This window comes from Streptomyces yerevanensis (assembly GCF_000716805.1).
In the GTDB taxonomy this organism is placed as follows: Bacteria; Actinomycetota; Actinomycetes; order Streptomycetales; family Streptomycetaceae; genus Streptomyces; species Streptomyces flaveus.
Genome location: NZ_JNWJ01000110.1, coordinates 1 through 23,632 on the forward strand (window position 1 = coordinate 1; position 23,632 = coordinate 23,632).

The following is a 23,632-nucleotide window of genomic DNA, read 5'->3' on the forward strand; positions in this document are numbered from 1 at the left end:
GACCGCCACCCGCGACCAACAGCTCGCCAACATCCGCGCCATCTACCCACCGGAAAAGGAAAGGCTCGGCGCCCTCGCCATCGAAATCGAAGGCGCCACGCCGTAAGCGCGAGTACGGAGGGCGCCGCGCGTGGTCGTGCTCGGCGCCCTCCGCTGTCCGTCGTCGGTGCTGTCCGTCGTCGGTCTTTGCGCTATGACCAGGGCAGGACCAGGGCGCCCCAGGCGACGACAGGGCCGAGGGCGACGATTCCGCCGGTGTAGCCGATGACCTGGCGGTAGAAGCGGCGGGGGTCCACTCCGCGGGCGTTGCTGAGTACAAGTGCGCCGTTGGTGGAGAAGGGCGAGGTGTCGACGATGGTCGTGGAGACGGCGAGAGCGGCGATCAGTCCGACGGCGCTGAGGTGGCTGGAGAGCAGCAGCGGTACGGCGATGGGGATGATCGCTGTGAGAATCGCGGTGGAGGAGGCGAAGGCGGAGGTGATGGCCACGGTGAAGCACAGCAGCAGGGCGACGACGACCGGGGCGCCGAGGCCCGCCGCGTGTTCGGAGATCTCCTCGATGATGCCGGCCTTCTCCAGCATGGCGATGTACGTCATCATGCCCGCGACCAGAAGCAGGGTGGACCAGCTGACGCCGTCCACGGCCTTCTCCTGCCGCTTCATGTCCACCAGGGCCAGCAGCGCGCCGGCAGCCAGCGCAAGGAAGCCGATCTCCAACTGGAAGCCGAGCGCGCCGACGACGAGGGCCACCAGAGAGGCGAGGGTGAGCCACTGCCGCCAGTCGGGCCTGCCCGAGACGGCGAGGTCCTCGTCGTCGGCTGCCTCCGCGGCGCCCTCGACCAGCGGGGCGGGACGCTTGGCGAGCAGGGCGTAGGTGATGATCGAGAGCACCAGGTTGATCACGAAGCTGGCGCTGAACAGCGCCACGGCGGAGACCTGCAGATCGGTCTTGTCGACGAGGCCGAGCACCAGCGCACCGGAGACAGCCAGCGGGGAGAACGCGCCCGCGTGCCCGCCACTGATCACCATCATGCCGACGACCAGCGGGTTGAGCTTGTAGCGGTAGGCGAAGTTCATGCCGATCGGCGCGAGGATCGCGACCGCGGCCGGGGTGAACGTACCGAACGCCGTCAGCAGGGCTGCCACCAGGAACAGCACCCAGGGGATGAGCTCTACCTTGCCGCGTACCAGCCGCACCCCGGCCGCGACGAGCCAGTCGATGGTGCCGTTGCGGCGGGCGACGGAGAACAGGTAGGTGACTCCGACGATGGTGACGAAGAGCTTCGCCGGGAACCCCTCGAAGATCTCGTCCTCGGTGAGGCCGAGCGAGGCGGTGCCGACCGCGAAGGTGGCGACGAAGGCGAGGATGCCCAGGTTGATCGGCAGCACGGTGCCGACCACGAACATCACCAGCAGCGCGCCTATGGAGATCACTTCAGCAGACATCTTTGTCCTTGGGGAGGGGGAGAGGGCGCGCCACGGGTGCGCGAGGGTATCCCGGTGCGGACGGCTGGGAGCCGGCCTGACCGAGGGGATGTTCGTCGCGGCTCAGGCGGCTTGCGGGCTGCCTGCTTCCGGTACGTAGATTCGGGCGTCGGCGAGCAGACGGGCCGCGCGCTGCACGGTGACCCGGTGCGGCAGGCTGTCCCTCACATCGGTGCAGCGGACCGCGACGACGCCGGCGGGCGTGCCGAGGCGCAACCACTCGTCGGTCGGGCCGCCCGTGGTCCGGGAGACCACGGACCCCTGCAGCAGCCCGGTCGCCGCGACGGCGACGGCAGAGGTCAGGCCGATCGCGGGGTGCGGGGCGTTCATGGTGAGCATGCGCACCGAGATGTCGTAGTCCTCGGCGCCGATCGGTTCACCGAGAGTGGTGGTGTACGGCACCGGCGGCCCGACCAGGCCCACCTTGGGCACCGCGTCGCCCGGTTCCTCGCCCGGCTGGAGCAGCCCCATCAGGGGCGCGGCGGTATGACGGACGGTGCGCAGCCAGGGGACGTCTGCACTCATCCGCTCCAGTGACTCGGCACCGGTACGCCCGGCACTGGCGGCGTCGACAAGGACGACCGGAGCTCCCGCGGTCACCATGCTCACGCGTACCGGCTCGGCGGCGCCGACCCGCAGGTTCTGGGCGGTCCGGCCGGTGGGGAGCAGTAAGGCAGTGGTGCCGGCGGGGTTGCGGAAGGTGAGGCCGACCGCGACCCCGCCGGCACGGGTGCCCGGTACCGTCTGGCGGCCGAAGTGGTGCACCACGCCTCCGCGGGTGTCGACGGTCCCTTCGAGGACCGCGCCGGTATTGGTGTTGCGCATCACCACGCGCGTCCGGTCGCCGGTGACCGGAACCATTCCTTTGCTCACCGCGTACAGGGCGACGCCGGTGGCGCAGTTGCCGCAGTTGCTCGTCCACTCCACCGAGCCCGTCCCGATGCCGACTTGAGCGAACAGGTAGTCGACGTCGACGCCAGGCTGGGACGAGGCGCTGACCACGGCCGCCTTCGAGGTGGTGGGGGTCGCCCCGCCCACCCCGTCCAGTTCCACGGGATCGGTGGCGCCGTATGCGGCGACCAGCAGCCTTTCGAGGTCGCCACGGTCGGTAGGGACTTCGACCTGGTTGAACAGCCAGCACTTGCTTGTGCCGCCACGTACCAGGGTCGCGGGAATGTGCACGTCTGAGGCTCTTCCTGGGGCAACGGAGGGGAGGGAAAAGGGCCGCGGCAGCGGTTACGGACGCATTGCGGGCCGGTGAACCGCTCGGCGATTGCGGAGACCTTCGCAGAGGCATGACTTCGGAACAATCGCAGTTCGCTTCACCTGGGTTTAGCTCAGCTAAAGTCGGCGGCATGCTCAACGTGCGCCGTCTGCTGCTGCTCACCGAGGCCACCGAACGCGGTTCACTCACTGCCGCGGCGGAAGCCCTCGGCATGACCACCTCCGCCGCCTCCCAACAGATGTCCCTGCTGGAGCAGGAGGCAGGGCAGCCCCTCATCGAGCGGCTGCCACGCGGCATCCGCCCCACCCCGGCGGGTGCCGCGCTGGCCGAACGCGGTCAGGCCATCCGCAGGGAGCTGCGTGCCGCCCAGGCCGACCTGGACTCCTTCACCGCCCTCGACCAGGGCACCTTGCGGCTCGGTTCCTTCCCCACGGCGAGCGCGTCCCTGCTGCCGCTGGCGCTCACGCGTTTCCGACGTCGCCACGCCGGCATCCGTATCGAGGTACGCGCCGGAGTCCTCGCGGAGCTCAGGGAGATGCTGCACACCGGCGAGGTGGAGCAGGGGCTGCTCTGGGACTACGAATGGAACCGCTTCGACGATCCGGCGCTCGCCCTCACCCACCTGCTGGACGACCCCACGGTGCTGGTCGTCCCTGCCGACTCACCCCTGCGCACACATCCCTCCGTGCGCCTCGGCGACCTCGCCGACCAGGAGTGGATCATCCGCGCCGACAACCACCCCGTCGCCGACGTCCTGCGCCGAAGCTGTCGCCAGGCGGGATTCGAGCCGCGCATCGCCTACTCATCGCACGACTACCAGGAGGCGCAGGCCATGGTCGCCGCCGGTCTCGGCATCGCGCTCGCACCCCGCCTGGCCCTCACCAGCCGACGCAGCGACGTACGCCTCCTGCCGTTCGCCTCCGACGTCCCTGCCCCCACCCGCCGCATCCTCCTCGCACGCGCCGCGGCACGCCCCGCCACCCCACCCGCCCAGGCGATGGCCCGCGTCCTGCGCACGGTGGCGCAGCGATTCACCGCCCCAGGCCTGCACCGGGCCCAGCTCGGGGCGGTCCGGCGGGGCTGACGGTGCGGTCACGAGCTGCGCCCCAAGCAGCGGTTCGCACTGGTCGTCGAGCAACATCCGGCGCCGCGGGTCTGAGTGCACGCCGGCCCCCGAATGATGCCGCCCGCGTGCCGATCGCATCCTGCCGTCGGGGGGCCTCTGAGGCTCGTCGCTCCATGTCTACATCAAGCGCCTCTCAGAACACGATCGAGCGCCGCCTGGCCTGCGGGGCCCCATGTTGGCTTGCCTCCAGGAAGGCCCCGGTCTCCGTTCTGGCCCATCAGCATGAGGAACAGGCTTTTCATAGCGGCCAGCCCGCGGGCGCGCCGGATCGTCGCCTCGTCCGCATTTGCGTACACGTCGAAGAACCGTGAGGCGGCGCCTGCGGGAAGGAGCAGCCACGCGGCCGCGAGGTCCCACGCCGGATCGCCGGCGAACATGTCACCGAAGTCGATCACCCCCGAGAGTGTCCCGTCCGAGACGACGACATTCGCGGGATGAAGGTCACCGTGCACCCATACCGGCGGGCCCTCCCACTCGGGGGCCGCAACAGCATCGTCCCAGACGTCCCAGACGGCCCGGACGTCGGCGGCAATGCCGCCGGGGGCAATGGCTTGCAAGAACTCTTCGAAGCCGTCCGTGCACTTCTTGGGGTGTGCACCGCGGTCCGAAGCGGTCGGTGCCTCGGCGGGCGCCTCCACATGGAGCGCCCTGAGGAAGCCCGCCAGAGTGTCGGCCGCGTGGTTGCCGCGGCTGATCGAGGTGTAGTCCAGTGGCTCGCCGGGGACCCACGTCATGATGGTCCAGGGCTTCGGGAAACGCGCGGACGGTTCACCGATCCGTACAGGGTTCGGGACCGGGAGCGGCAGGCGCGGGGCCAGGACGGGCAGCCAACGGCACTCCTTGCGCTGAAGATCCGGGGCACGTTCTGTACGCGGCATGCGCACGGCCAACTCGTCCCCGAGGCGCCACTGTTGGTTGTCCCAGCCGCCCGCTACTTCGCGGATGGCCAGCCCTGCAAGGTCCGGATGCTGCTCCTGCAGCAGATCGTGGACCAGGCCTGCGGTGATCTCGATCTCGGCGTCGGTCATAGGAGGCCACGCTACTGGGGTATGCAGAGCGGCTCTCGCTCTCCGGAATACCGCCTCCCCCGACACCCAGGCCCCAACAGCCACTCAGTTCGTCGCACGCGCCGCCCGCCAGGCCGGCCGGATAGGTCAACAACTGACGCACCCCCTGGCCATCGCCGCACGCAACACCGCTCTCCGGCTGACCCCCTCCCGCGCGACCGTCCACACCATCCTGCGTCACGCCAACTGGACACCACCGGGCCTGGGCTGACGGCCCCGGGCCCGCTCCAGCAGGCCCAGCACACCCGCGCCCCTGAATTACCGCTGCCCTGCAAAGCAAGACGTTTCGTCGGCGCATCGCGAGGGGCTTCAGGTGACGACCTCGGTGGCCTCCACCTCCACCTCCACCAGATGCTCGGGAACGTCCAGTGCCTCGACGCCGATCAGCGTTCCCGGCGCCATCGGGGTGACGCCGAGCTTTGCCGAGGCCCGGTCGAGACCCTCCAGGAAACTGAGCGAATGACGCCCTCGTGCGATGCGGATCTACCGGAATACCGAGCCGCGCTCGCGCACCATCTCGGTGAGCGTGTCCTGAATGGCGTCCCAGACCTCGTCCGAAATCTCGTGCACGAACATCGGATCATCCAGCGCCTCACGTGAATAGTGATCGGTCGGCACCGGCTCACCAAACCGGATCGTCCACTTGGAGGGCAGCGAGATCGCCCCGAAAGGGCCGAGCAAGGGAAACGTCGGCGTGACGGTGACACCGACCGGTTCCGAACCGCGGGCCGCGTGACTGGGTCGACGGTGCTTCCGATGGAGGGCCTATGAAGGTGAGCGGATCCGGGTATGCTGTAGTTGTTCTACTTCAATGCGAACAATCCGAGAGGGAGGAGAGTCAGATGACCGCCGTCCGCCGGGGCGCCTTGACTGCTGTGCCGTTCGGCATCGCCACCGCCGCCTATGTCGGGATCTCTGTGGCGCACTACGACCGGATGCCTGGGCAGATCGCCACCCATTTCTCGGGGGGTGGCGGCGCTGACGGCTTCATGAGCCGCCCCGCCGCGTTGTGGTTCGCCGGTGGCCTGCTTGTCGGTCTCGGGCTGCTGTTCACCGTGCTGACCATGGTCACTCAAGAGAGCTCGGGGTCGCGGCTGGCCGCGGCGATCGGCGCCGGCACGGCCGTAACGCTCGGATATCTGTTGATCCTCACCGTCCTCGTCAACACGGATGTCCAGGACCCGGCCGACGTTGGGTTGCCGATGTGGCACGTGAGCGTGCCGCTGTTCTTGGGCGTGTCCACCGGCGCTTTGGCCTGGTGGCTCATCGGCGCCGGGCCGCGCTCGGTGCCCTCGCCACCGGCCCCCTCGCTGCGGCTGGCCGAGGGCGAAGCCGCGGCCTGGAGCCGCACGACGGTCTTCCGCCCGATGCTGTTCGTGGTCGGCGCCGTCGCGCTCAGCGGGCTGTTCGCCGTGGCGTTCGCCCCCTGGTGGGCAGGACTGCTGCTGCTCGTCCTCAGCCTGAGCTGCGGCGCATTCGCCGGTGTCCGGGTCACCGCCGACCGGCGCGGACTCGCGGTCACCTCGACGGTACTGCCCAGGCCACGGCTCGCCCTGCCGCTCGGCGACATCGTCGGCGCCGGCAGTGTCCGGGTCAACGCCGTCGGCGACTTCGGCGGTTGGGGCTACCGGATCCGCCCGAACCGCCGGGGCGTGGTGCTGCGTTCGGGAGAGGCACTGTCGGTCCGTACGACGGGTGGACGCGAATACGTGGTCACTGTCGACGACTCGACCACCGCGGCCGCGCTGCTCAACGGCCTGGTGGACCGTCAGGCAAGGGAGCGCGACTAGCCATGCTGTTCCGGGTGCTTCCCGGCTCGCCCGTGCCGCTGGGCGAGCAGATCGCTGCCTGCGTACGGGGGGCGATCGCCAACGGCACGGCGGCTCCCGGCGAGCGGCTGCCGCCCGCCCGCGAGGTGGCCGAGTCGCTGGGCGTCAACGTGCACACGGTGCTGCGCGGATACCAGCGACTGCGTGACGAGGGACTCATCGAGCTGCGCCGCGGCCGAGGCGCGGTGATCACCGCGGCCCCCGGCGCCGCGAACCAGGCCCGGCTCACCGAGGCGGTGCACAGCCTCATCACCCAGGCTCGCGAACTCGGCCTCACGGACCAGGAGTTCCTGGCCCTGGTCCACAACAGCCTGGCCAGCACCCCCGTCGCCACACCACCCGCCACTGGAGACTGAACTCCTCCGGCTCGGGTTGCTTCAACCAAGGGCACCCGCCGGGGTGAGACGGCTCCGGACGGCATCAGGTCGGCTCATCAGGCCGTGGGCTCGGGCTTCTTCGCCCGGTCTGGCACTGTCTGGCACTGTTCGGTTGCGGCAGCAGCACTCGCGCTTCGACCTCCGCAGGCGCCGCGCCAGCCATTGCCGCCCTTCCATGCCATCGAAAACGGCCTGGCGAGCCAGGTGCGATCCTGCACGTATGAACCACCTCGGCGACGCGAAACTGCGCACCTGGACGCTGCGATTCATGACCCTCCTCGCAGCCGACACCCAGGACCAGCTTGCCTGGCTGGGTGAGCGTGAGCTGGAGACGGAGTCCGTCGTCGAAGAGGCGGAGCTCCTCTGCCGCATCTCCGAAGGACTCGCGGAACGCGGAGCCTTCGAATCCCAGAATCTGCGCGATCTTCAGGCCATCGGCCGTCGCCTCGGCGAGGTCGATGCCGCCTGCCGCGTCGGCAACTGGGCCAACGCCCTGGCCACAGACCCGGCGTGGGACGAAATACGTCCTCTCGCCCGCCAGTTTCTCCTAACTACGCTGGGCGACTGGCGTCAGCCACTGCCATGCCCAGTGCGCCCACCAGACCGGCGACCACTGAGCGACTCTGCCGGGGAGGGCTGCGACACAGCAGCGGTAACCCCTCGCCCATGAGACCAAGGCGTGTCGCTAAAGTCGCCACCGATTCGGTCAAGCGCTGCTGACCACAGTTCGTGCCGAACAGCGATGCGCCGATGACGCAAAAGGGGACAAGGGAGCATGCCCGAGACCAGGCCTGAAGATGTGTTTGCTGGCCATGTGCTCGAGTGGCACAGCGAAGAGGGCTGGGGCGTCCTCATTTCTGATGCCCTACCGGACCTGGTATGGGCGCACTTCTCAGCCATCCAGGCTGGCGGCTTCCGAGAGTTGACCGCCGGTCAGCTTGTCACCTTCTCGGCCGAGGAGACTGAGCAGGACGAATACCACTGGCGTGCCGTACGTGTCTGGCCCGAGGCCGACGTACGCCGTCCGTCAAACGGGGATAGCGGTCCGGGCTATTCGTCCGGACTGGGCATCAACTTCGATTCCTGACTGCGCAACCGATTGATCGTGCTGCTGTTGGCGCCGGCTGGACCGAGACGCGGGCAGGTAGCTGGTCTTCGCGGTCGGACATCGTGCAAGGTGTTTGAGCCTGCCGACGGTGCCGAGCCTTCACCCCGAAACGTGGGCACGTTTCGGGGTGAAGGCTCCCATCCACACCATCCTGCGCCATGCCAACTGGACACCACCGGGCCTGCGCTGACGGCCCCGGACCCGCTCCAGGACCAGTACACCCGCACCCCTGAATCACCGCTGCCCTGCGAAGCAAGACGCTTCGCCGACACATCGCGAGGGGCTTCAGTCGATGACCGCGGTGGCTTCGACCTCCACCAGATGCTCGGGAACGTCCAGTGCCGCGACGCCGATCAGCGTGGCCGGCGCCATCGGGGTGACGCCGAGCTTTGCCGAGGCCCGGTCGAGCCCCTCCAGGAACAGGGGCATCTTGTCGGGGGTCCAGTCGACGACGAGCGGCACCTTCAAGGGCCTGAAGGAAGGCGCCAAGCTCAAGGTGGGCAAGACCGAGTACCGGATCAGCTACCGCGGCGGCGACGGCAACGACGTCGTCCTGCGCTCGCGTGGTGGGTGGCCACGGCGGCCCTGAGAATGCTGGCGGCGCTGATCGTGCCGGTGAGCAGGCGCAGGCGTACGGGACGAAAGGGCGGCCGACATGCGGCGTGAACCTTCCTGGACGTAAACGTTCAGACGTTCAGCCGACGAGGCTCGACACCCTCCGGGCCGCCCGCAAATAGTCGAGTACCAGCGGGCGGTGGTCGTCGGCGCGGGCCGCGAGGGCGAGTCTGCTGGGTGACAGGCCGTGGACCAGGCGGGTGACGACTCCGCCCAGGCTGATCAGGGGCGCGTTCCCGGCCGCGACCAGGCAGACGCCACGGCCGTCCACCAGTGCCTCGTACGTCTCGTCCGTGCTCGCGATCTCGGCTCCGATACGCGGCGGGCGGCCGGGCCGTTCGTCGAGGGCGAGCCAGTACTCGCGCAGCACGCCCGCGCTCTTCGGCAGGGCGAGGAACGGCTCGTCCAGCAGATCGGCGAAGTCGACGGACTCGCGCACCGCGAGGGGGTGCGTCTGGGGCAGGGCCACCAGGCGCGGCTCCTCGGCGACCACGACGTACGTGTAACGGTCGGGGGCGGGGACCGGCAGCCATACGTACGCGACGTCGACCGAGCCGTCCGCGAGCCCGGCGGTCGCGTCCTCCCAGCCGATCTGCCGCAGTCGCACGGTGGCTTCCGGGCGCGCTTCGGTGAACCGGGAGCGGATGGCCGGGAGCAGGCCGCCCCGCGCGGGGCTGGTGCTCATGCCCACGACGAGGACAGCGGCCTGCTCGGCCTTGGCCCGCTCGATCGCGTCCCGGGCCTCCTCCCAGTCGGCGAGGACCCGACGGGCGTACGGCAACAGCGCCGCGCCCACCGGTGTCAGCCGTACTCCCGTCCTGTCCCGCTCGAACAGCGGCGCTCCCAACTGCCGTTCCAGCGCCCTGACTTGCTTGCTCAGAGCGGGCTGCGAGACGTACAACCGCTCGGCGGCCCGCGTGAAGTGCAGCTCCTCCGCGACCGCGACGAAGTACCTCAGATCCCTGCCGTGCACGTCCATAACCAACGGTTATCACGACAGGTCTTGGACGGGCGACGGGGTTCACGGACAGGCTGGTCGGCACAGGGAGTTGACGAGGACGAGGAGCTTGAGATGAGCAAGGTATGGCTGGTGACCGGGGCGAACAGCGGCTTTGGGCGGGCGATCACCGAGGCGGCGGTCGCGGCGGGTGATGTCGTGGTGGCGACGGCGCGCCGTCCGGCCACACTGGACGACCTGGTCGCGGCGCATCCCGACCAGGTGGAGGCGGTGGCCCTGGACGTGACCGACGCCGCAGGGATCGAGACGACCGTGCGGGACGTGGTGGAGCGGCACGGGCGGATCGACGTGCTGGTCAACAACGCGGGCCGCAGCCACGTCGGCGCCTTCGAGGAGACCACCGACACCGAGCTGCGGGACCTCTTCGACGTGCACGTCTTCGGCCCCGCCGCCCTGGTCCGCGCCGTGCTGCCGCACATGCGCGACCGCCGCTCCGGGGCGATCGTGCAGCTGAGCAGCATGGGCGGGCAGATGTCCTTCGCCGGCTTCTCCGCGTACAGCGGGACGAAGTTCGCGCTTGAGGGCATGTCGGAGGCGCTGGCGGACGAGGTGCGGCCGTACGGCATCAAGGTGCTGATCGTCGAGCCGGGCGCCTTCCGTACGGGGTTGTTCGGCAACATCAGCACGAGTCCGGAGCTCGATGCGTACGCCGAGACGGTGGGGCCGACGCGGAAGATGGTCGCCTCCAGTGACGGCAGCCAACCCGGTGATCCGGCGAAGGCGGCGGCTGCGATCCTCGCGGCGCTGAACGCCGAGCAGACTCCGCTACGACTTCCCCTGGGCGACGACGCCGTGGATGCGGTGGTCGGGCATCTCGATGGGATACGGGGGGAGATCGCGGCGTGGGAGAAGGTGACTCGGGCTACGGCGTTCAGCGAGTGAGGGTTGACGGGCTCAGGCGATGACCGCAGTGGCCTCCACCTCGACCAGATGCTCCGGTACGTCCAGTGCCGCGACGCCGATCAGCGTGGCCGGTGCCATCGGTGTGACGCCGAGCTTTGCCGAGGCCCGGTCGATGCCCTCCAGGAGCAGGGGCATCTTGTCGGGGGTCCAGTCGACGGCGTAGACGGTCAGCTTCGCCACGTCGGCGAAGGTCGCGCCGGCCTCGGTCAGGGCGGTGCCGACGTTGAGATAGGCCCGCTCGACCTGAGCGGCGAGGTCGCCTTCGCCGACCGTGACCCCGTCGGCATCCCAGGCGACCTGCCCGGCGATGTAGACCAGCTTCGAACCGGTCGCGATCGACACCTGCCGGTAGACGGGGATTTGCGGAAGTCCGCTGGGGTTCAGCAGTTTGACGGCCATGCTGCTCGCCTCCTTGTCGTGAGAGCCCGAGGGCTCGTGCTCTCTTGTAGTTACTCAGGAACCGTAGGAGAGTGAGCGCTGACATGGAAGAACGCACTTTTCAGTGACTGGGGAACCAGATGGAGACCAAGCAGTTCACGGGCTCACCCGAGGACGCGGACCTGATGCGCGCGGACTCTCTGGCGCGGGAGATCTTCTCGGACGTCGCCAACAAGTGGGCGTTGCTGATCATCGAGTTCCTCGGTGACCGCACCCTGCGCTTCAGCGAGTTGCGGAACGAGGTCGAGGGCATCAGCCACAAGATGCTCACCCAGAACCTGCGCATGCTGGAGCGCAACGGCCTGGTCGAGCGGTGCGTGCACCCCACCGTGCCGCCACGGGTCGAGTACACGCTCACCGAGGCCGGCCAGGGCCTGCGGGCCACGATCGACGGAATGTGCGACTGGACCCACCGGTACCTCGCCCATATCGAGGCCTCCCGCCGCCGCTTCGACGCCTGAGGGTCGGTCACTCAGGCCGACCAGCTCCGCTCCTCAACTCGCCCTGAGCGCCTCCGAGATCGACGTGATCGCCTCCGGCCCCACCCGGCAGCACCCGCCGATCAGCCGGGCACCGGCCTCCTGCCAGCCGCGTACCTCCTCGGTCGCGAAGGTGGAGCTGCCCGCCCAGGTACGGGCCTCGGCGTCCCAGGTCTCGCCGCTGTTGGGGTAGACGACGACCGGCTTGCCGGTGACACGAGCGGCGATCTCGATCGCGCCATCCACGTCCTCGGGGGCGCAGCAGTTCACGCCGACCGCGATCACCTCGTCCACGTCGGCGGCCAGGGCGAACGCCTCCTCCAGCGGCTGCCCGGCGCGGGTGCGGTCGCCCGCCACGCTGTACGACAGCCAGGCCGGCACCCCCAGCCCGCGCACCGCCCGCAGCATCGCCTCGGCCTCGTCGGCGTCCGGCACCGTCTCCAGTGCCAGGGCGTCCGGACCGACGTATGCCAGTACTTCCATGCGGGGCCGGTGGAAGGCCTCCAGTTCGGCCACGCTCAGGCCGTACCGGCCGCGGTATTCGGAGCCGTCCGCGAGCATCGCGCCGTACGGCCCGACCGAGGCCGCCACGTACAGCGGCCGCGTGATGCCCTTGGCGTGCGCCTCCTGGGTCGCGTCCAGGGCCAAGTCGACGCTCAAGGCGATGAGTTCGGCCGCCCGTTCCCGCTTGATCCCGCGCTTCGCGAAGCCCTCGAAGGTGGCCTGGTAGCTGGAGGTGATCGCGACGTTCGCGCCCGCCAGGAAGTACGCGAGGTGCGCCTCGGCGATCGCCTCGGGCCGCTCGGCGAGCAGCCGCGCCGACCAGAGTTCGTCACTCAGATCGTGCCCGGCGGACTCCAGCTGGTTGGACATGCCGCCGTCGAGCACGAGCGTCCCCGCGGCGAGGGCGTCAGCGAGGAGAGGAGCGGAGAAGGGGGCGTCACTGGTCATGCAACGACGCTAACCGAAGCGGGCACAAACACCCCTGTGTGTCCAGTACATGAACAGATCGACCACGATGTGAGATCGGGGATACGATCACAACCCTCATCTCCCCCTCCCCCTCCCCCTCTCCCCACGGACGCTCCATGCCTGCCGCAGACACCACCGACGCCGCCGAGCCCGTACCCCCGTCGCCGACCGACGAGACGCCGGCGTCCATACGCCCCAAGGGCTTTGGTCTCGCCGCCGCCACCGCCCTCGTCATGGGCAACATCATCGGCGGCGGCATCTTCGCCCTGCCCGCCACCGTCGCCCCGTACGGCACGATCAGCCTGCTCGCCTTCCTCGTCCTGTCCGTGGGCGCGGTGCTGCTCGCGCTGCTCTTCGGGAAGCTCGCGCGCCGCAGTCCCGTCACCGGCGGCCTGTACGTGTACCCGCGCGACGCGTTCGGTGAGTTCGCCGGCTTCCTTTCGGCCTGGTCGTACTGGACGATGACCTGGGTCAGCATCGCCGCACTCGCCGTCGCGACCGTCGGATACGCTGACGTGCTGCTGCCGCTGGGCGACAACAAGGCGCTGCAGGCGGCGGTGGCGATGGCCGCACTGTGGCTGCCCGCCGCCGCGAACTTCGCCGGCACCCGCTGGGTCGGCGGCGTGCAGATCGTCTCGACGATCCTGAAGTTCGTACCGCTGCTCCTCGTCTCCACCGTCGGCCTCTTCTTCATCGACACCGACAACTTCGGCCCCTTCAACGCCTCCGGCGAGAGCGTGCCCGGCGCTCTCGCCGCCTCCGCCGCGCTGCTCCTCTACAGCTTCCTCGGCGTCGAGTCGGCCGCGATGAGCGCGGGCGAGGTCCGCGACCCGGAGCGCACGGTGGGCCGCGCGAGCGTCCTGGGCACGCTCGGCTCCGCGCTCGTCTATCTGCTCGGCATGGTTGCCGTCTTCGGCCTCGTACCGCACGGTGAACTCGCCGAGTCCGGGGCACCGTTCGCCGACGCCGTCGACGCGATGGCCGGCGGCCACTGGGGCGGCACGCTCATCGCCGCCGTCGCCGTCGCCTCGATGGTCGGCTGCCTCAACGGCTGGATCCTGATGAGCGCCCAGATGCCGTACGCCGCCGCCCGCGACGGGCTCTTCCCCGCGCCCTTCGCCCGCGTCGGCAAGGGCGGCGTCCCCGGCTTCGGCGTGCTGGCCTGCGCGGTCCTCGGCACACTGCTGATCGCCCTCAACTACACGGCGGGGCCTGACACCACCTTCCGCGTCCTCGTCCTCATCACGACCTTCACCGGCTGCGTGCCCTACCTGCTGTCGGCCGCGGCCCAGCTGTACTGGCTCGCGCAGGGCAGCCGCGAGCGGGTACGTCCTGCGGGGCTGGCCCGCGATCTGATCGTGGCCGTCCTGTCCTTCGCCTTCTCGTTCTGGCTGATCGCGGGGGCGGGGTACGCGGCGGTCTACCAGGGGGTGCTGTTCCTGTTCGCGGGGATTCCCGTGTACGTGTGGATGCGGGGGCGCTCCGCTGGTTAGGCGGTTCGAAAGCTGCGGCTCGGATGCGCGCTCATCTGCCGGCGGCGACTGCATGCTCTGCCGAGCGAGGGAGGGCTAGCCCTCCCTCGCCCACGGCCGCAGCTTCTCCGGGTTGCGGACCGCCCAGATCCGGGTGATGCGCCCGTCGGAGACGTCGAACGAGGCTACGGTCATGACGACGCCGGCACGCTGGGCCACCAGGCCCGGCACACCGTTGACCGACCGCTCCAGGAGTTCGAGCCCCGGAGCCTTGTCGGCAATGGCGACCATGTACTGGGCGATGCGCGCGCCGCCCTCGACCGGGCGAAGGACGGCGCCGACCATGCCGCCGCCGTCGGCGGTCATCACGGCAGCCGGGTCGAGGAGACCGACGAGGGCTGCGATGTCCTTGGTCTCCCAGGCCTCTTTGACATGTCTCACCACGTCGGCCTGGCCGGTCGCCGTCACCGGAGCGCGCGCGACGCTCACCCGCCGCCGGGCGGAGGCCGCCAACTGCTTGCAGGCCGCAGGGGTCCGGCCGAGAACGTCGGCGATCTCGGCGAACGGGTACCGGAAGACGTCATGCAGGACGAACGCCACCCGCTCGGCGGGCGTCATCGACTCCAGGACGACGAGGAAGGCCATGGCCACCGACTCGTCCAGGACGATCTGGTCGGCGGGGTCTGCAGGGCCGGTGGGCCCGGCGCCGCCGACGTGGTCCCACTCGGTGCGGTCGGGCAGCGGCTCGGGCAGCCACGCGCCGACATAGCGTTCACGGCGGGCTCGCGCCGAGCCGAGCAGGTCCAGGCAGATGCGGCCGGTCGCCGTCGTCAGCCAGGCGCCGGGGGACAGGATCTCCTCCTGCCGGCTTCGTGGCAGCCCGTACCAGCGTGCGTAGGCATCCTGTACGGCGTCCTCGGCCTCGGTCACCGAACCGAGCAACCGGTAAGCGACATTGATCAGTTGGCGTCGCTCGCCGGTTATCTCATCTGTGCTGGTTCCGACAGTGCCCATGCTTCCGGCCGCCCCCCTCGCCTTACCTTTCGCAGGCCCGCGTCGTCGGGCTGGTGAGACCTTATCGATCTACTGCCCGAGGGCGGAAAAGGGGACTGCGACATGGCCACTCAGGTGACGGCGACGGCGAACGCACAGCGCGGCTCCTCGTTCCTGCAGATCGCGATCGCTCTGCAGACCCTGACCATCTTCCTTCAGGCGGTCTCCGCCGGACTGCTGCTGACCTCGCCCTACGGAGAGATGCTGCACAGTGTCGGAGCCCGTGTGATGTACGGGGCGTCGATGCTGTACATGCTCGCGGCGGTGCTGGCGTGGAAGCCGGGCGGCGGCTCGCCCCGGCCTGTCTGGCACGCGTCAGGTTTCCTCGTACTCGCCTCGGTCCAGGTCGTGCTCGGCATCGCGCACGTCCCGTCGGTCCATCTTCCCCTGGGTGTCCTGATGTTCGGTCTGAGTGTGCTGGCGCTGGCCCGGCGCTAAGGTCCGCGGCGGGCGCAGATGGTGCTGCTGTCCGCGCAGGGCATGCCCGTGGCGAAGATCGCCGACCAACGTCGCCTGACATCCGACGAAGGCAGAGAAGATGACCACGCAAACCCACCCCGTCGACCACGACCTCATCCAGGCCGCAGCACACGTCGCTCGCACACGCTGCCGCGGCGACAACCACACCATGGCGGCCGCAGCCCGCGCCCGGGACGGCCGGATCGTCACCGCGGTGAACGCGGGGGCGCTCCGCTGGGTGAGGTGGTTTCTAAGCTGCGGGTGCGTTGTGGCTTGTCGCGCAGTTCCCCGCGCCCCTGATGGGGCGCTCCCGGAACCGGCCGTCATCATGCTCAGCAGCCACCATGCTCGCCAGCCACGACGAAACCCTCCCCTTGCCCACCGGCGGGAGGGGGCGTGGGCCGGTGCGTCGTATGCCCGTCGCTTAGCTCCGGTCTCGGAGAACCAGCACCCTGTACCAACACCGGGTCGTATGCCCGCCCTGCGACGGGCTGACGCACCGGCCCACGACCCCGCACCCCCCACCCACCCCGGGGGCGCGGGGAACGGCGCGACCAGCCACACTCAACCCGCAGCCGCCAACGAACCGAGCCCCCACCCCCATAGGCGCCCCCGCCCAACCTAATCTGCACGGGTGACCACCGACCTGACCCTTCTGCCGCGTGTCGCCTATCGCGGGCAGGAGGTCACCGCGCCCCGGCTCCGCGGCCTCCTCGCGCTGCTCGCAGGCGACTTGCGCACAGGCTGCAGCATCGAGCGGCTTGTGGAAGGGCTGTGGCTGCCGGACGAGTTGCCGGAGCGGCCGGGCAAGGCGGTGCAGGTCCTGGTGTCCAGGGCGCGGGCGCAGTTGGGCGCCGACGTCGTCGTCAGCACGCCGACCGGATACCGGCTCACCCTCGCCGAGGACCAGGTCGACAGCTCCGCCCTGCTGCTGCAGGCCGCCGCGAGCGCGGACCGGGCCAGGGCCGGGGACCACGCGGGATCGCTGACCGCGGCCGAGGCCGGGCTCGCGCTGTGGGAGGGCACCCCCGATGGGGGCGGCGACAGCGACGACCCCGTAGCCGCGTTAAGAGCCGAGCGCGCCCCCGTCCGCGCCGCGCTCGTACGCGCGCAGGCGCTCGCGCTCGCCCGCCTCGGACGGCACGCGGAGGCGGTCGGGCCGCTGGCCGTGGCCGCCGCGGAGCATCCGCGCGACGAGGAGGTGCTCGCCGAGCTGCTGCGCGGCGAGGCGGCGACGGCGGGCCCGTCCGCCGCGCTGACGCGGTACGAGGCGTACCGGCGTGAGCTGCGCGAGACGCTCGGTACGGATCCGGGGGTTCAACTCAAGGCCGTACAGCAGGAGTTGCTGCGGGGCGAGGCGCCCACGGTCCGGCACGGCGTGCCGCACGAGCCGAACCCGCTGCTGGGAAGGGACGAGGACATCGCGGCGGTGCAGCGGCTGCTGCGTGCCTCCCGCGCCGTCACCGTGGTCGGCCCCGGCGGCCTCGGCAAGACCCGGCTCGCGTACGCCGTCAGCCGCCGGGCCGAGCAGCGCGTGGTGCATTTCGTGCCGCTCGCCGGCGTCACCACGGACGAGGACGTGGCCGCGGAGGTGGCCTCCGCGCTCGGCGCGGGCGAGGGGCGGGCCGGCGCCATGAGCGGTCACGCCCCGGCGGACCCGGTGTCCGGCATCCTCGGCGTGCTCGGCTCCGGGCCTGCGCTGCTAGTCCTGGACAACTGCGAGCAGGTCATCGGGGGTGCCGCCGACCTCGTACGGGCCCTGGTCTCGTCCTCGAAGGACCTGCGGGTGCTCGCCACCAGCCGGGCCCCCCTCGGCCTCACCTCGGAGGCGGTGTACGCGCTGCCGGAACTCCAACTCGCCACCTCCGTCGAGCTGTTCACGCAGCGAGCCCGGGCCGCCCGGCCCGGCGTGGAGCTGCCGCCGGACGCGGTGGCCGGGCTGTGCCGCCACCTCGACGGGCTGCCGCTCGCGGTGGAGTTGGCCGCGGCGCGGGTGCGGGTGATGTCGGTGCCGGAGATCGCCCGCCGCCTGGGCGACCGGTTCGCGCTGCTGCGCGGCGGGGTGCGGGACGTGCCGGAGCGCCACCGCACGCTGCACGCGGTCGTGGACTGGAGCTGGAACCTGCTCGCGGAGGACGCGAGGGCGGCGCTGCGCATGCTGTCCGTCTTCCCAGGCGGCTTCTCGGGTGAAGCGGCGGAGCAGGTGCTCGGCGAGGATGCCCTGATGCTGCTGGAGCAGTTGGCCGATCAGTCGCTGCTCACCGTCGTCGACACCCCGGTCGGTGTGCGGTTCCGGATGCTGGAGACCGTACGGGAGTTCAGCGCGGCCCGGCGCGCGGAGGCGGGCGAGGAAGAGGAGGCCGTCGGCCGGTTCCTCACCTGGGCGCGGGACTTCGGGATCGCGTACCACGACTGGCTCTTCGGCTCGGAACCGCTGGCCGCCTCGGAACGGATCAGGGCCGAGCAGGACAACCTCGTGCTGGCCCTGCGGCACGCCCTGGCCCGTACGGACGGCGGCCCCACCATCGCCGCCCTCACCGCCGTCCTCGCCGCCCTGTGGTCCATCGGTTCCAACTACCCTCGCCTCGTCGCCCTCGCCGCGGACACCGGCCCGGCGCTGTCGCACTACTACCCCGAGCCCGAACACGTCGAAGTCGCCCGCGCCGCCGCGGTGTTGTGCACGACGAACCTGTTCATGGGCTACGGCCCGAGCGCCGCACGCCAGCTCGTCACCCTCCGGCGGCTGCCCCCTGCCCCGCCGGACACGCTGCTGCGCGCCATCGCGATAGTATTGAGGGCGGTCCCCGAGATGCTGCCGCCCGACTACGAAGTGCTGCACAAGCTCTGCGAGAGCGAGCAACCGCTGCTCGCCGGCATCGCAGAGTGCGTCGCCACCTACGTCTGGGAGTCGGAGCACGACATCGACCGCGCGCTCGCCTCGGCTCGGCGGATCACCGCCGCACTGGCGCCGGTCGACAACCCGTTCCTGCAGGTCATGAGCCACGCCCGGCTGAGCGAGCTGTGCTTGCAGACGGAGCAGGGCGAGGCCGCGTACGGACACCTCAAGGCGGCCCTCCAGGCGCTGCCGCGGCTCGGCGACGAGCACGTCGACCTCATCGGCGTCCGCTGGGGCCTCGTCCTCGCCTGCCTCCAGCGCGGCGACCCCGACGAGGCCGAGTACTGGCTGCGGCAGGCGGAGGGCGCCAACACCACGCAGGACGACTACGGCATGGAGCTCCTCGGGCGCGCCGAGATCGCGCTCGCCCGCGGACTGACGGAGGTCGGGCTGGGCCTGTGGCGCAGCGCCGTGCAGCCGCTGCCCACAGCCGGCTCGATACATGGCGGCGACCCCTTCTTCGACCGGTGGGTGCTGCAGATCCTGGCGGTGGCGGTGACGGCACACGCGCACGCCGGCCGTCTCGAGCTGGTCGCTGAGCCGGTCGACCGACTGCGGCAGGGGCTGCGGACCATGCTCTCCGATCCGTCCGGCTCGCCCATGGAGCTCCCGGTACTCGGGACGGCGCTGCACGCGCTCGGCATGGCCGGGCTCGCGTCCGGCGACGCCGGTGCCGTACGGATGATCGCGCTGGCCGAACGGCTGCGGGTGATGCGCGATTTCCAGCCGACGATGTCGGCGGACCGCGCCCGGAAGGCGGTCGAGGCCGCCGGGGACGCTGCCAGGGCGACGTACGCCGACGCGGTGTCGGAGTACGCCGCCCTGGAGCGGGACGAGCTGCGGGAGGCGGCCCGCGCTGTCATGGCGGTTACTTCGGGTCGCGGTTGAACAGCGACGTCGACCAGCGGTAGCCGAGCACGGTGAGGCCGACGCACCAGGCGATCGCGATCCACCCGTTGTTGCCGATCTCGGTGCCGAGCAGCAGGCCGCGCAGGGTCTCGATGGCGGGCGTGAACGGCTGGTACTCGGCGATCGGCTGGAACCAGCCCGGGATCGCGTCGATGGGGACGAAGGCGCTCGAGATGAGCGGGAGGAGGATCAGCGGCGTTGCCATGTTGCTGGCCGCCTCGGGGTTCGGGCTGGCCATGCCCATCCCGACCGCGATCCAGGTGAGCGCCAGGGTGAACAGCGCGAGCAGGCCGAACGCCGCCAGCCACTCCAGGGCCGTGGCGTCGGTGGACCGGAAGCCGATGGCCACGGCGACGGCACCGACGAGGACCAGGCTGGCGAGCACTTGCAGCACGCTGCCGACGACGTGCCCGACGAGCACAGACCCGCGGTAGACCGCCATCGTGCGGAAGCGGGCGATGAGGCCCTCGGTCATGTCCATGGAGACGGAGACCGCGGCCCCGATCACGGTGGAGCCGATGGTCATGATCAGGAGGCCCGGGACGAGATAGGCGATGTAGTCGGCGCGGTCGGCGCCGCCGCCACCGATGCCCGCGCTCATCACGCCTCCGAAGACGTAGACGAAGAGCAGCAGCAGCATGATCGGCGTGAGCAGCAGGTTCAGGGTGAGGGACGGGTAGCGCCGTACGTGCAGGAGGTTGCGGCGCAGCATCGTGTTCGAGTCGCGTACGGCGAGGGTGAGGGCGCTCATCGGACAGTCTCCTTGGGCTGGGTGGCCTTGGGCCGGTCGGTGCCGCTGGTCAGGGCGAAGAACACGTCGTCGAGGTCGGGGGTGTGCACGGTCAGCTCGTCCGCCTCGATGCCGGCCGAGTCCAGCCAGTCGAGGATGGCGCGCAGCGACAGCGGCGGACTGATAGGCGGACGGGTCGGAGAACCGCAGCCGCACATGCCCGCCCGGGATGAGCCGCTTCAGCTCGCCGGCACTGCCCTCGGCGGCGATCTTGCCGTCGTTCAGCACCGCGATACGGTCGGCGAGTTCGTCGGCCTCCTCCAGGTACTGGGTGGTGAGGAAGACGGTGACGCCGTCGGAGACCAGTTCGCGGATGATGCCCCACATGTTGTGGCGGCTGCGCGGGTCCAGGCCGGTGGTCGGCTCGTCGAGGAAGATGATCCGCGGGCTGCCGACGAGCGTCATGGCGATGTCGAGGCGGCGCTTCATGCCGCCGGAGTAGGTGGAGGCGGGCTTCTTGGCGGCCTCCACCAGGTCGAACCGCTCAAGGAGTTCGGCGGTGACCTGCCGTCCCTCGCGCTTGGACAGGTGGTGCAGGTCCGCCATGAGGAGCATGTTCTCCTCGCCGGTGATCAGCCCGTCGACGGCGGAGAACTGGCCGGTGACGCCGATCGCGGCCCGCACCGCCTGCGGGTCGGCCGCCAGGTCGTGGCCGCCGACGTGCAGGTCGCCGGCGTCGGCGGTGATGAGGGTGGAGAGGATCTTGACGGCGGTGGTCTTGCCGGCACCGTTCGGACCGCGAGGACCGTCTTGTCCCCGTAGGCCTTGCGCAGCCCCTTGGCCGCGATGGCGGGAGAGTGCGATGTCGTTGTCGTCATGACGGAGAGGTTGCGGCAGGGCGCATTCACCGCGGTTTCAGGATGCTTTCAGCACCCTGAAACCGCGGTTGGGCCCGGCAACCGGCCGCCCTGGTTCGTCGAACTGAGAACTGGCCCGCCGGGCACGGCCTCAGCGGGGTGCGCCGTCCCACAGATCGGTACGGTGGGCGTCGACCAGCGCACCGATCCGGCCGAGGACATCCTCGACGGGCAGCGGATCGAGCCGACGACCGTCCCGCAGGCGCACCGCGACCAGATCATCGGCCGCCTCCTTGGCACCGATCACCGCCTGGTACGGCACGAGGCGGGCCTCCCGGATACGGGCGCCCAGGCTGCCGCGTTCGGGTTCGGCGATCTCGGCCCGCAGTCCGCGGTGGGCGCAACTCTCCGCGAGCGCGGCGGCGTTCGGCAACTCGGTGGCGGAGACGGGCAGGATCACCACCTGGGTCGGCGCGAGCCAGGCCGGGAAGGCGCCGCCGTGCTCCTCGATGAGATGCGCGACGGCCCGTTCCACGCTGCCGATGATGCTGCGGTGGACCATGACGGGCCGGTGTTTCGCGCCGTCCGCACCGATGTAGTGCAGGTCGAACCGCTCCGGCTGGTGGAAGTCGACCTGGACGGTGGACAGGGTGGACTCCCGGCCCGCGCCGTCGACGACCTGGACGTCGATCTTCGGACCGTAGAACGCGGCCTCGCCCTCGGCAGCCTCGTACGGCAGACCCGACCGCTCCAGCACCTCGGTGAGGAGGGCGGTGGACCGCTGCCACAGCTCGGGGGCGGCGACGTACTTCCCACCGGGGCCGGGGAGGGACAGCCGGTAGCGCGCCGGGCTGATACCGAGCGCCTCGTAGGCCCGGCGGATCATCGCCAGGGCTGCCTGCGCCTCCTCCGCCACCTGGTCCAGGGTGCAGAAGATGTGCGCGTCGTTGAGCTGGATGGCCCGTACGCGGGTCAATCCGCCGAGTACGCCGGACAGTTCGGCACGGTACATGCCGCCCAACTCGGCCATGCGCAGCGGCAGTTCGCGGTAGCTGTGCGAGCGCGAGCGGTAGATGACCGCGTGATGAGGACACAGACTGGGCCGCAGCACGACCTGCTCCCCGCCCAGCTCCATCGGCGGGAACATGTCGTCGCTGTAGTGCGACCAGTGTCCCGAGATCTCGTACAACTCCCGCTTGCCGAGCACCGGCGAGTACACATGCCGGTAGCCCGCCTTTCGCTCGGCGGTACGGATGTACTCCTCCAGGGCGTGCCGTACGACCGCGCCGTCGGGCAACCAGTACGGCAGCCCCGCCCCGATCAGCGGGTCGGTGTCGAACAGGCCGAGCTCACGGCCGAGTTTGCGGTGGTCGTTCATGGCGGTCTCCTCGCGGACGGCTCCGGGCGAGTGACCGCACAAGCCGAAGCCCCGGGGCACTCGCCCCGGGGCTTCGGACTCAGACATCGGTCAGCGCGCCGGGACACTCTCCGGCGTCGTCGTCAGGTGGGCGCGCTGCATGACGGGGACGGTAGCAGGGGGGTGGGCGCAGTCGCCCGGATTTTTGCCGCCGGTGTGCTGTGCAAGCGGTCTCGCGAGGACCCCTCCCGGTGTCCCTCAAGAGAGTCCGCGGCGTTCGGGTCACGTCCACTTACGTGACCGTTGCCGGCCGACGCCTCGACCGCCCCTGTCCCGTTACTGAAGCCGGTCTGCTCAGGCTCGGCTCGGTCTCGACGACGGATGGATCGCGGACCCCGAACTGCGGTTTCTCGCACCTCTGTTGCGCAATACGTGGCCTGTATCGTCCTCCCCTGACCGGTGACGGGTAACGGGGAGGGGGCCCGGATGAGGGCCAGGTCGGTGGGGTGGCGGAGGCGGCGGGATGCCGTTCTGCTGCTCGTGGGCGCGGTGTTGGTGGGGCTGGTCGGGCTGCTGGGCGCAGTGCTCGGGGAGCCCGGGGAGCGGATTGCCCGGATGTGGGTCGGCGCCGAGATACGTGCCGACGGGACGGCCCGGATCACTGAGGTGATCGACTACGACTTCAACGGTGAGCAGCGGCACGGCATTTACCGTGACGTGCCCAGGGAGGAACGCGGAGACGTCAGCGAGGTATCCGTCACGGCGGACGGCGAGCCGGTGCCCTACCGCGTCGAGGACACGGTGGGCACCCAGATCGTGATCGGTGACCCCGACGCGACGGTGACCGGGACCCACCGGTACCGGATCGAGTACACCCTGCCGCGGCTCGGGGACGAGGAGCAGCTGGCGTGGGACGCCGTCGGCACGCAGTGGGATGTGCCCGTCGGGCACATCGACGTGCACCTGGCCGTCCCGTACGCCCTGGAGCGGCCGAGCTGCGTGGCGGGATCGTCCGGTTCGCGCGAGGAATGTGCGACGCAGCGGCAGCCCGTACCGGGGCAGCTGGTCGTGGCTCAGGATGGGCTGGAGTCGCACGAGGGTCTGACGCTGTACGGGACGGTCGGTGATGCCGACGGGGGCGGCAGCGCGGCACTGCCGGAGGCGCCCGGTGGACGGGCGGCTGCCGTCGAGGCCGGGGACGGCGTGGTGGCCGGGTGGCTGTGGGCCACGGGGATCGCTCTCGCCGCGACGGCCGTGG

Annotated in this window: 22 protein-coding genes and 5 pseudogenes; 15 read left to right on the forward strand and 12 right to left on the reverse strand. The window is 70.4% G+C overall.

Annotated elements, in window-relative coordinates:
- Nucleotides 1-106 (forward strand): annotated as a pseudogene (locus OP79_RS57700) (ASCH domain-containing protein); the annotation flags it as partial.
- Between the two features lie 85 nt (nucleotides 107-191).
- Here the strand turns inward: OP79_RS57700 and OP79_RS46840 are convergent.
- Together OP79_RS46840 and OP79_RS46845 are read right to left on the reverse strand one after the other, a co-directional pair.
- Complete coding sequence (locus OP79_RS46840; RefSeq protein WP_245685714.1) at nucleotides 192-1,445, reverse strand: SLC13 family permease; 1,254 nt, start codon at nucleotides 1,443-1,445, stop codon at nucleotides 192-194.
- 102 nt (nucleotides 1,446-1,547) lie between these two features.
- Nucleotides 1,548-2,666, reverse strand: coding sequence for a PrpF domain-containing protein (locus tag OP79_RS46845; RefSeq protein ID WP_033329325.1), 1,119 nt, complete (start codon nucleotides 2,664-2,666; stop codon nucleotides 1,548-1,550).
- A 173-nt stretch (nucleotides 2,667-2,839) separates the two neighbouring features.
- On the opposite strand from OP79_RS46845, the gene OP79_RS46850 reads away from it, so the two are divergent.
- Nucleotides 2,840-3,793, forward strand: a complete 954-nt coding sequence (locus OP79_RS46850) for a LysR family transcriptional regulator (RefSeq protein ID WP_033329326.1) — start codon at nucleotides 2,840-2,842, stop codon at nucleotides 3,791-3,793.
- Between the two features lie 164 nt (nucleotides 3,794-3,957).
- On the opposite strand, the gene OP79_RS46855 is transcribed toward OP79_RS46850, so the two are convergent.
- Nucleotides 3,958-4,863: an aminoglycoside phosphotransferase family protein gene (locus OP79_RS46855; RefSeq protein WP_033329327.1), complete on the reverse strand. Its 906-nt coding sequence runs from the start codon at nucleotides 4,861-4,863 to the stop codon at nucleotides 3,958-3,960.
- A gap of 85 nt (nucleotides 4,864-4,948) precedes the next feature.
- Here OP79_RS46855 and OP79_RS57705 point away from each other — a divergent pair.
- A pseudogene (locus tag OP79_RS57705) lies at nucleotides 4,949-5,113 on the forward strand (FAD-dependent oxidoreductase); the annotation flags it as partial.
- Between the two features lie 272 nt (nucleotides 5,114-5,385).
- On the opposite strand, the gene OP79_RS46860 reads toward OP79_RS57705, so the two are convergent.
- Entirely contained in the window at nucleotides 5,386-5,583 is a 198-nt protein-coding gene (locus tag OP79_RS46860) for a hypothetical protein (protein ID WP_033329328.1), read from the reverse strand.
- Nucleotides 5,584-5,744: 161 nt separating this feature from the next.
- On the opposite strand from OP79_RS46860, the gene OP79_RS46865 reads away from it, so the two are divergent.
- The 4 genes from OP79_RS46865 to OP79_RS46880 all read left to right on the forward strand — a co-directional run bounded on the left by OP79_RS46865 (nucleotide 5,745) and on the right by OP79_RS46880 (nucleotide 8,195).
- Entirely contained in the window at nucleotides 5,745-6,692 is a 948-nt protein-coding gene (locus tag OP79_RS46865; RefSeq protein ID WP_051745776.1) for a DUF1648 domain-containing protein, read from the forward strand.
- A 2-nt stretch (nucleotides 6,693-6,694) separates the two neighbouring features.
- Complete coding sequence (locus OP79_RS46870; protein ID WP_033329329.1) at nucleotides 6,695-7,087, forward strand: GntR family transcriptional regulator; 393 nt, start codon at nucleotides 6,695-6,697, stop codon at nucleotides 7,085-7,087.
- 241 nt (nucleotides 7,088-7,328) lie between these two features.
- Entirely contained in the window at nucleotides 7,329-7,778 is a 450-nt protein-coding gene (locus OP79_RS46875; RefSeq protein ID WP_033329330.1) for a hypothetical protein, read from the forward strand.
- Between the two features lie 105 nt (nucleotides 7,779-7,883).
- Nucleotides 7,884-8,195: a cold-shock protein gene (locus OP79_RS46880; RefSeq protein ID WP_033329331.1), complete on the forward strand. Its 312-nt coding sequence runs from the start codon at nucleotides 7,884-7,886 to the stop codon at nucleotides 8,193-8,195.
- A 306-nt stretch (nucleotides 8,196-8,501) separates the two neighbouring features.
- On the opposite strand, the pseudogene OP79_RS46885 reads toward OP79_RS46880, so the two are convergent.
- Nucleotides 8,502-8,669, reverse strand: a pseudogene (locus OP79_RS46885) (RidA family protein); the annotation flags it as partial.
- Here OP79_RS46885 and OP79_RS56280 point away from each other — a divergent pair.
- On the forward strand, nucleotides 8,647-8,805 hold the full coding sequence (locus OP79_RS56280) for a hypothetical protein (protein ID WP_169786266.1): 159 nt from the start codon (nucleotides 8,647-8,649) through the stop codon (nucleotides 8,803-8,805). The pseudogene OP79_RS46885 and the gene OP79_RS56280 overlap by 23 nt on opposite strands.
- Before the next feature lie 105 nt (nucleotides 8,806-8,910).
- Here the strand turns inward: OP79_RS56280 and OP79_RS46890 are convergent, their stop codons facing one another.
- Nucleotides 8,911-9,810, reverse strand: a complete 900-nt coding sequence (locus tag OP79_RS46890; RefSeq protein WP_033329332.1) for a LysR family transcriptional regulator — start codon at nucleotides 9,808-9,810, stop codon at nucleotides 8,911-8,913.
- A 93-nt stretch (nucleotides 9,811-9,903) separates the two neighbouring features.
- Between OP79_RS46890 and OP79_RS46895 the strand changes: the two genes are divergently transcribed.
- A complete protein-coding gene (locus tag OP79_RS46895) occupies nucleotides 9,904-10,731 on the forward strand; it encodes an oxidoreductase (RefSeq protein WP_033329333.1) in 828 nt (275 codons plus the stop codon).
- Nucleotides 10,732-10,743: 12 nt separating this feature from the next.
- Here OP79_RS46895 and OP79_RS46900 read toward each other — a convergent pair whose 3' ends face one another.
- On the reverse strand, nucleotides 10,744-11,151 hold the full coding sequence (locus OP79_RS46900; RefSeq protein ID WP_033329334.1) for a RidA family protein: 408 nt from the start codon (nucleotides 11,149-11,151) through the stop codon (nucleotides 10,744-10,746).
- Nucleotides 11,152-11,270: 119 nt separating this feature from the next.
- Here OP79_RS46900 and OP79_RS46905 point away from each other — a divergent pair, with 119 nt between their 5' ends.
- On the forward strand, nucleotides 11,271-11,651 hold the full coding sequence (locus OP79_RS46905; RefSeq protein ID WP_033329335.1) for a winged helix-turn-helix transcriptional regulator: 381 nt from the start codon (nucleotides 11,271-11,273) through the stop codon (nucleotides 11,649-11,651).
- Between the two features lie 33 nt (nucleotides 11,652-11,684).
- On the opposite strand, the gene mmuM is transcribed toward OP79_RS46905, so the two are convergent.
- Nucleotides 11,685-12,620 (reverse strand): homocysteine S-methyltransferase, encoded by a 936-nt coding sequence (gene mmuM, locus OP79_RS46910; protein WP_033329336.1) that lies wholly within the window; start codon nucleotides 12,618-12,620, stop codon nucleotides 11,685-11,687.
- Between the two features lie 137 nt (nucleotides 12,621-12,757).
- Between mmuM and OP79_RS46915 the strand changes: the two genes are divergently transcribed.
- Entirely contained in the window at nucleotides 12,758-14,134 is a 1,377-nt protein-coding gene (locus OP79_RS46915; protein WP_033329337.1) for an amino acid permease, read from the forward strand.
- A gap of 75 nt (nucleotides 14,135-14,209) precedes the next feature.
- On the opposite strand, the gene sigJ is transcribed toward OP79_RS46915, so the two are convergent.
- The gene (sigJ, locus tag OP79_RS46920) at nucleotides 14,210-15,127 is read right to left on the reverse strand and encodes an RNA polymerase sigma factor SigJ (protein WP_033329338.1); all 918 of its coding nucleotides are present in this window, start codon (nucleotides 15,125-15,127) and stop codon (nucleotides 14,210-14,212) included.
- Nucleotides 15,128-15,229: 102 nt separating this feature from the next.
- Here sigJ and OP79_RS46925 point away from each other — a divergent pair, with 102 nt between their 5' ends.
- The 3 genes and pseudogenes from OP79_RS46925 to OP79_RS46930 all read left to right on the forward strand — a co-directional run bounded on the left by OP79_RS46925 (nucleotide 15,230) and on the right by OP79_RS46930 (nucleotide 19,409).
- On the forward strand, nucleotides 15,230-15,604 hold the full coding sequence (locus tag OP79_RS46925) for a hypothetical protein (protein WP_033329339.1): 375 nt from the start codon (nucleotides 15,230-15,232) through the stop codon (nucleotides 15,602-15,604).
- A gap of 100 nt (nucleotides 15,605-15,704) precedes the next feature.
- A pseudogene (locus OP79_RS57710) lies at nucleotides 15,705-15,848 on the forward strand (cytidine deaminase); the annotation flags it as partial.
- Nucleotides 15,849-16,259: 411 nt separating this feature from the next.
- Nucleotides 16,260-19,409 carry an ATP-binding protein gene (locus OP79_RS46930; RefSeq protein ID WP_033329340.1) on the forward strand — a complete coding sequence of 1,050 codons (3,150 nt, stop codon included), beginning with the start codon at nucleotides 16,260-16,262 and terminating at the stop codon, nucleotides 19,407-19,409.
- Here OP79_RS46930 and OP79_RS46935 read toward each other — a convergent pair.
- The 3 genes and pseudogenes from OP79_RS46935 to thrS all read right to left on the reverse strand — a co-directional run bounded on the left by OP79_RS46935 (nucleotide 19,390) and on the right by thrS (nucleotide 22,482).
- The gene (locus OP79_RS46935; RefSeq protein WP_033329345.1) at nucleotides 19,390-20,181 is read right to left on the reverse strand and encodes an ABC transporter permease; all 792 of its coding nucleotides are present in this window, start codon (nucleotides 20,179-20,181) and stop codon (nucleotides 19,390-19,392) included. The genes OP79_RS46930 and OP79_RS46935 overlap by 20 nt on opposite strands.
- A pseudogene (locus OP79_RS53265) lies at nucleotides 20,178-21,038 on the reverse strand (ATP-binding cassette domain-containing protein). Before OP79_RS53265 ends, OP79_RS46935 begins: the two are co-directional and overlap by 4 nt.
- Before the next feature lie 130 nt (nucleotides 21,039-21,168).
- The gene (thrS, locus tag OP79_RS46940; RefSeq protein WP_342669593.1) at nucleotides 21,169-22,482 is read right to left on the reverse strand and encodes a threonine--tRNA ligase; all 1,314 of its coding nucleotides are present in this window, start codon (nucleotides 22,480-22,482) and stop codon (nucleotides 21,169-21,171) included.
- A 378-nt stretch (nucleotides 22,483-22,860) separates the two neighbouring features.
- On the opposite strand from thrS, the gene OP79_RS46945 reads away from it, so the two are divergent.
- A partial coding sequence (locus OP79_RS46945) for a DUF2207 domain-containing protein (protein ID WP_157857517.1) occupies nucleotides 22,861-23,632 on the forward strand: 772 nt, incomplete at its 3' end.

Bases quoted from the DNA above. Each gene is read 5' to 3' on its own strand.
- OP79_RS46840 (WP_245685714.1), bottom strand. From the start codon at position 1,445: ATGTCTGCTGAAGTGATCTCCATAGGCGCGCTGCTGGTGATGTTCGTG.
- OP79_RS46915 (WP_033329337.1), top strand. From the start codon at position 12,758: ATGCCTGCCGCAGACACCACCGACGCCGCCGAGCCCGTACCCCCGTCG.
- sigJ (WP_033329338.1), bottom strand. From the start codon at position 15,127: ATGGGCACTGTCGGAACCAGCACAGATGAGATAACCGGCGAGCGACGC.
- OP79_RS46900 (WP_033329334.1), bottom strand. From the start codon at position 11,151: ATGGCCGTCAAACTGCTGAACCCCAGCGGACTTCCGCAAATCCCCGTC.
- OP79_RS46875 (WP_033329330.1), top strand. From the start codon at position 7,329: ATGAACCACCTCGGCGACGCGAAACTGCGCACCTGGACGCTGCGATTC.
- OP79_RS46935 (WP_033329345.1), bottom strand. From the start codon at position 20,181: ATGAGCGCCCTCACCCTCGCCGTACGCGACTCGAACACGATGCTGCGC.
- OP79_RS46880 (WP_033329331.1), top strand. From the start codon at position 7,884: ATGCCCGAGACCAGGCCTGAAGATGTGTTTGCTGGCCATGTGCTCGAG.
- OP79_RS46855 (WP_033329327.1), bottom strand. From the start codon at position 4,863: ATGACCGACGCCGAGATCGAGATCACCGCAGGCCTGGTCCACGATCTG.
- OP79_RS46905 (WP_033329335.1), top strand. From the start codon at position 11,271: ATGGAGACCAAGCAGTTCACGGGCTCACCCGAGGACGCGGACCTGATG.
- OP79_RS46865 (WP_051745776.1), top strand. From the start codon at position 5,745: ATGACCGCCGTCCGCCGGGGCGCCTTGACTGCTGTGCCGTTCGGCATC.
- mmuM (WP_033329336.1), bottom strand. From the start codon at position 12,620: ATGACCAGTGACGCCCCCTTCTCCGCTCCTCTCCTCGCTGACGCCCTC.
- thrS (WP_342669593.1), bottom strand. From the start codon at position 22,482: ATGTCTGAGTCCGAAGCCCCGGGGCGAGTGCCCCGGGGCTTCGGCTTG.
- OP79_RS46870 (WP_033329329.1), top strand. From the start codon at position 6,695: ATGCTGTTCCGGGTGCTTCCCGGCTCGCCCGTGCCGCTGGGCGAGCAG.
- OP79_RS46925 (WP_033329339.1), top strand. From the start codon at position 15,230: ATGGCCACTCAGGTGACGGCGACGGCGAACGCACAGCGCGGCTCCTCG.
- OP79_RS46850 (WP_033329326.1), top strand. From the start codon at position 2,840: ATGCTCAACGTGCGCCGTCTGCTGCTGCTCACCGAGGCCACCGAACGC.
- OP79_RS46890 (WP_033329332.1), bottom strand. From the start codon at position 9,810: ATGGACGTGCACGGCAGGGATCTGAGGTACTTCGTCGCGGTCGCGGAG.
- OP79_RS46895 (WP_033329333.1), top strand. From the start codon at position 9,904: ATGAGCAAGGTATGGCTGGTGACCGGGGCGAACAGCGGCTTTGGGCGG.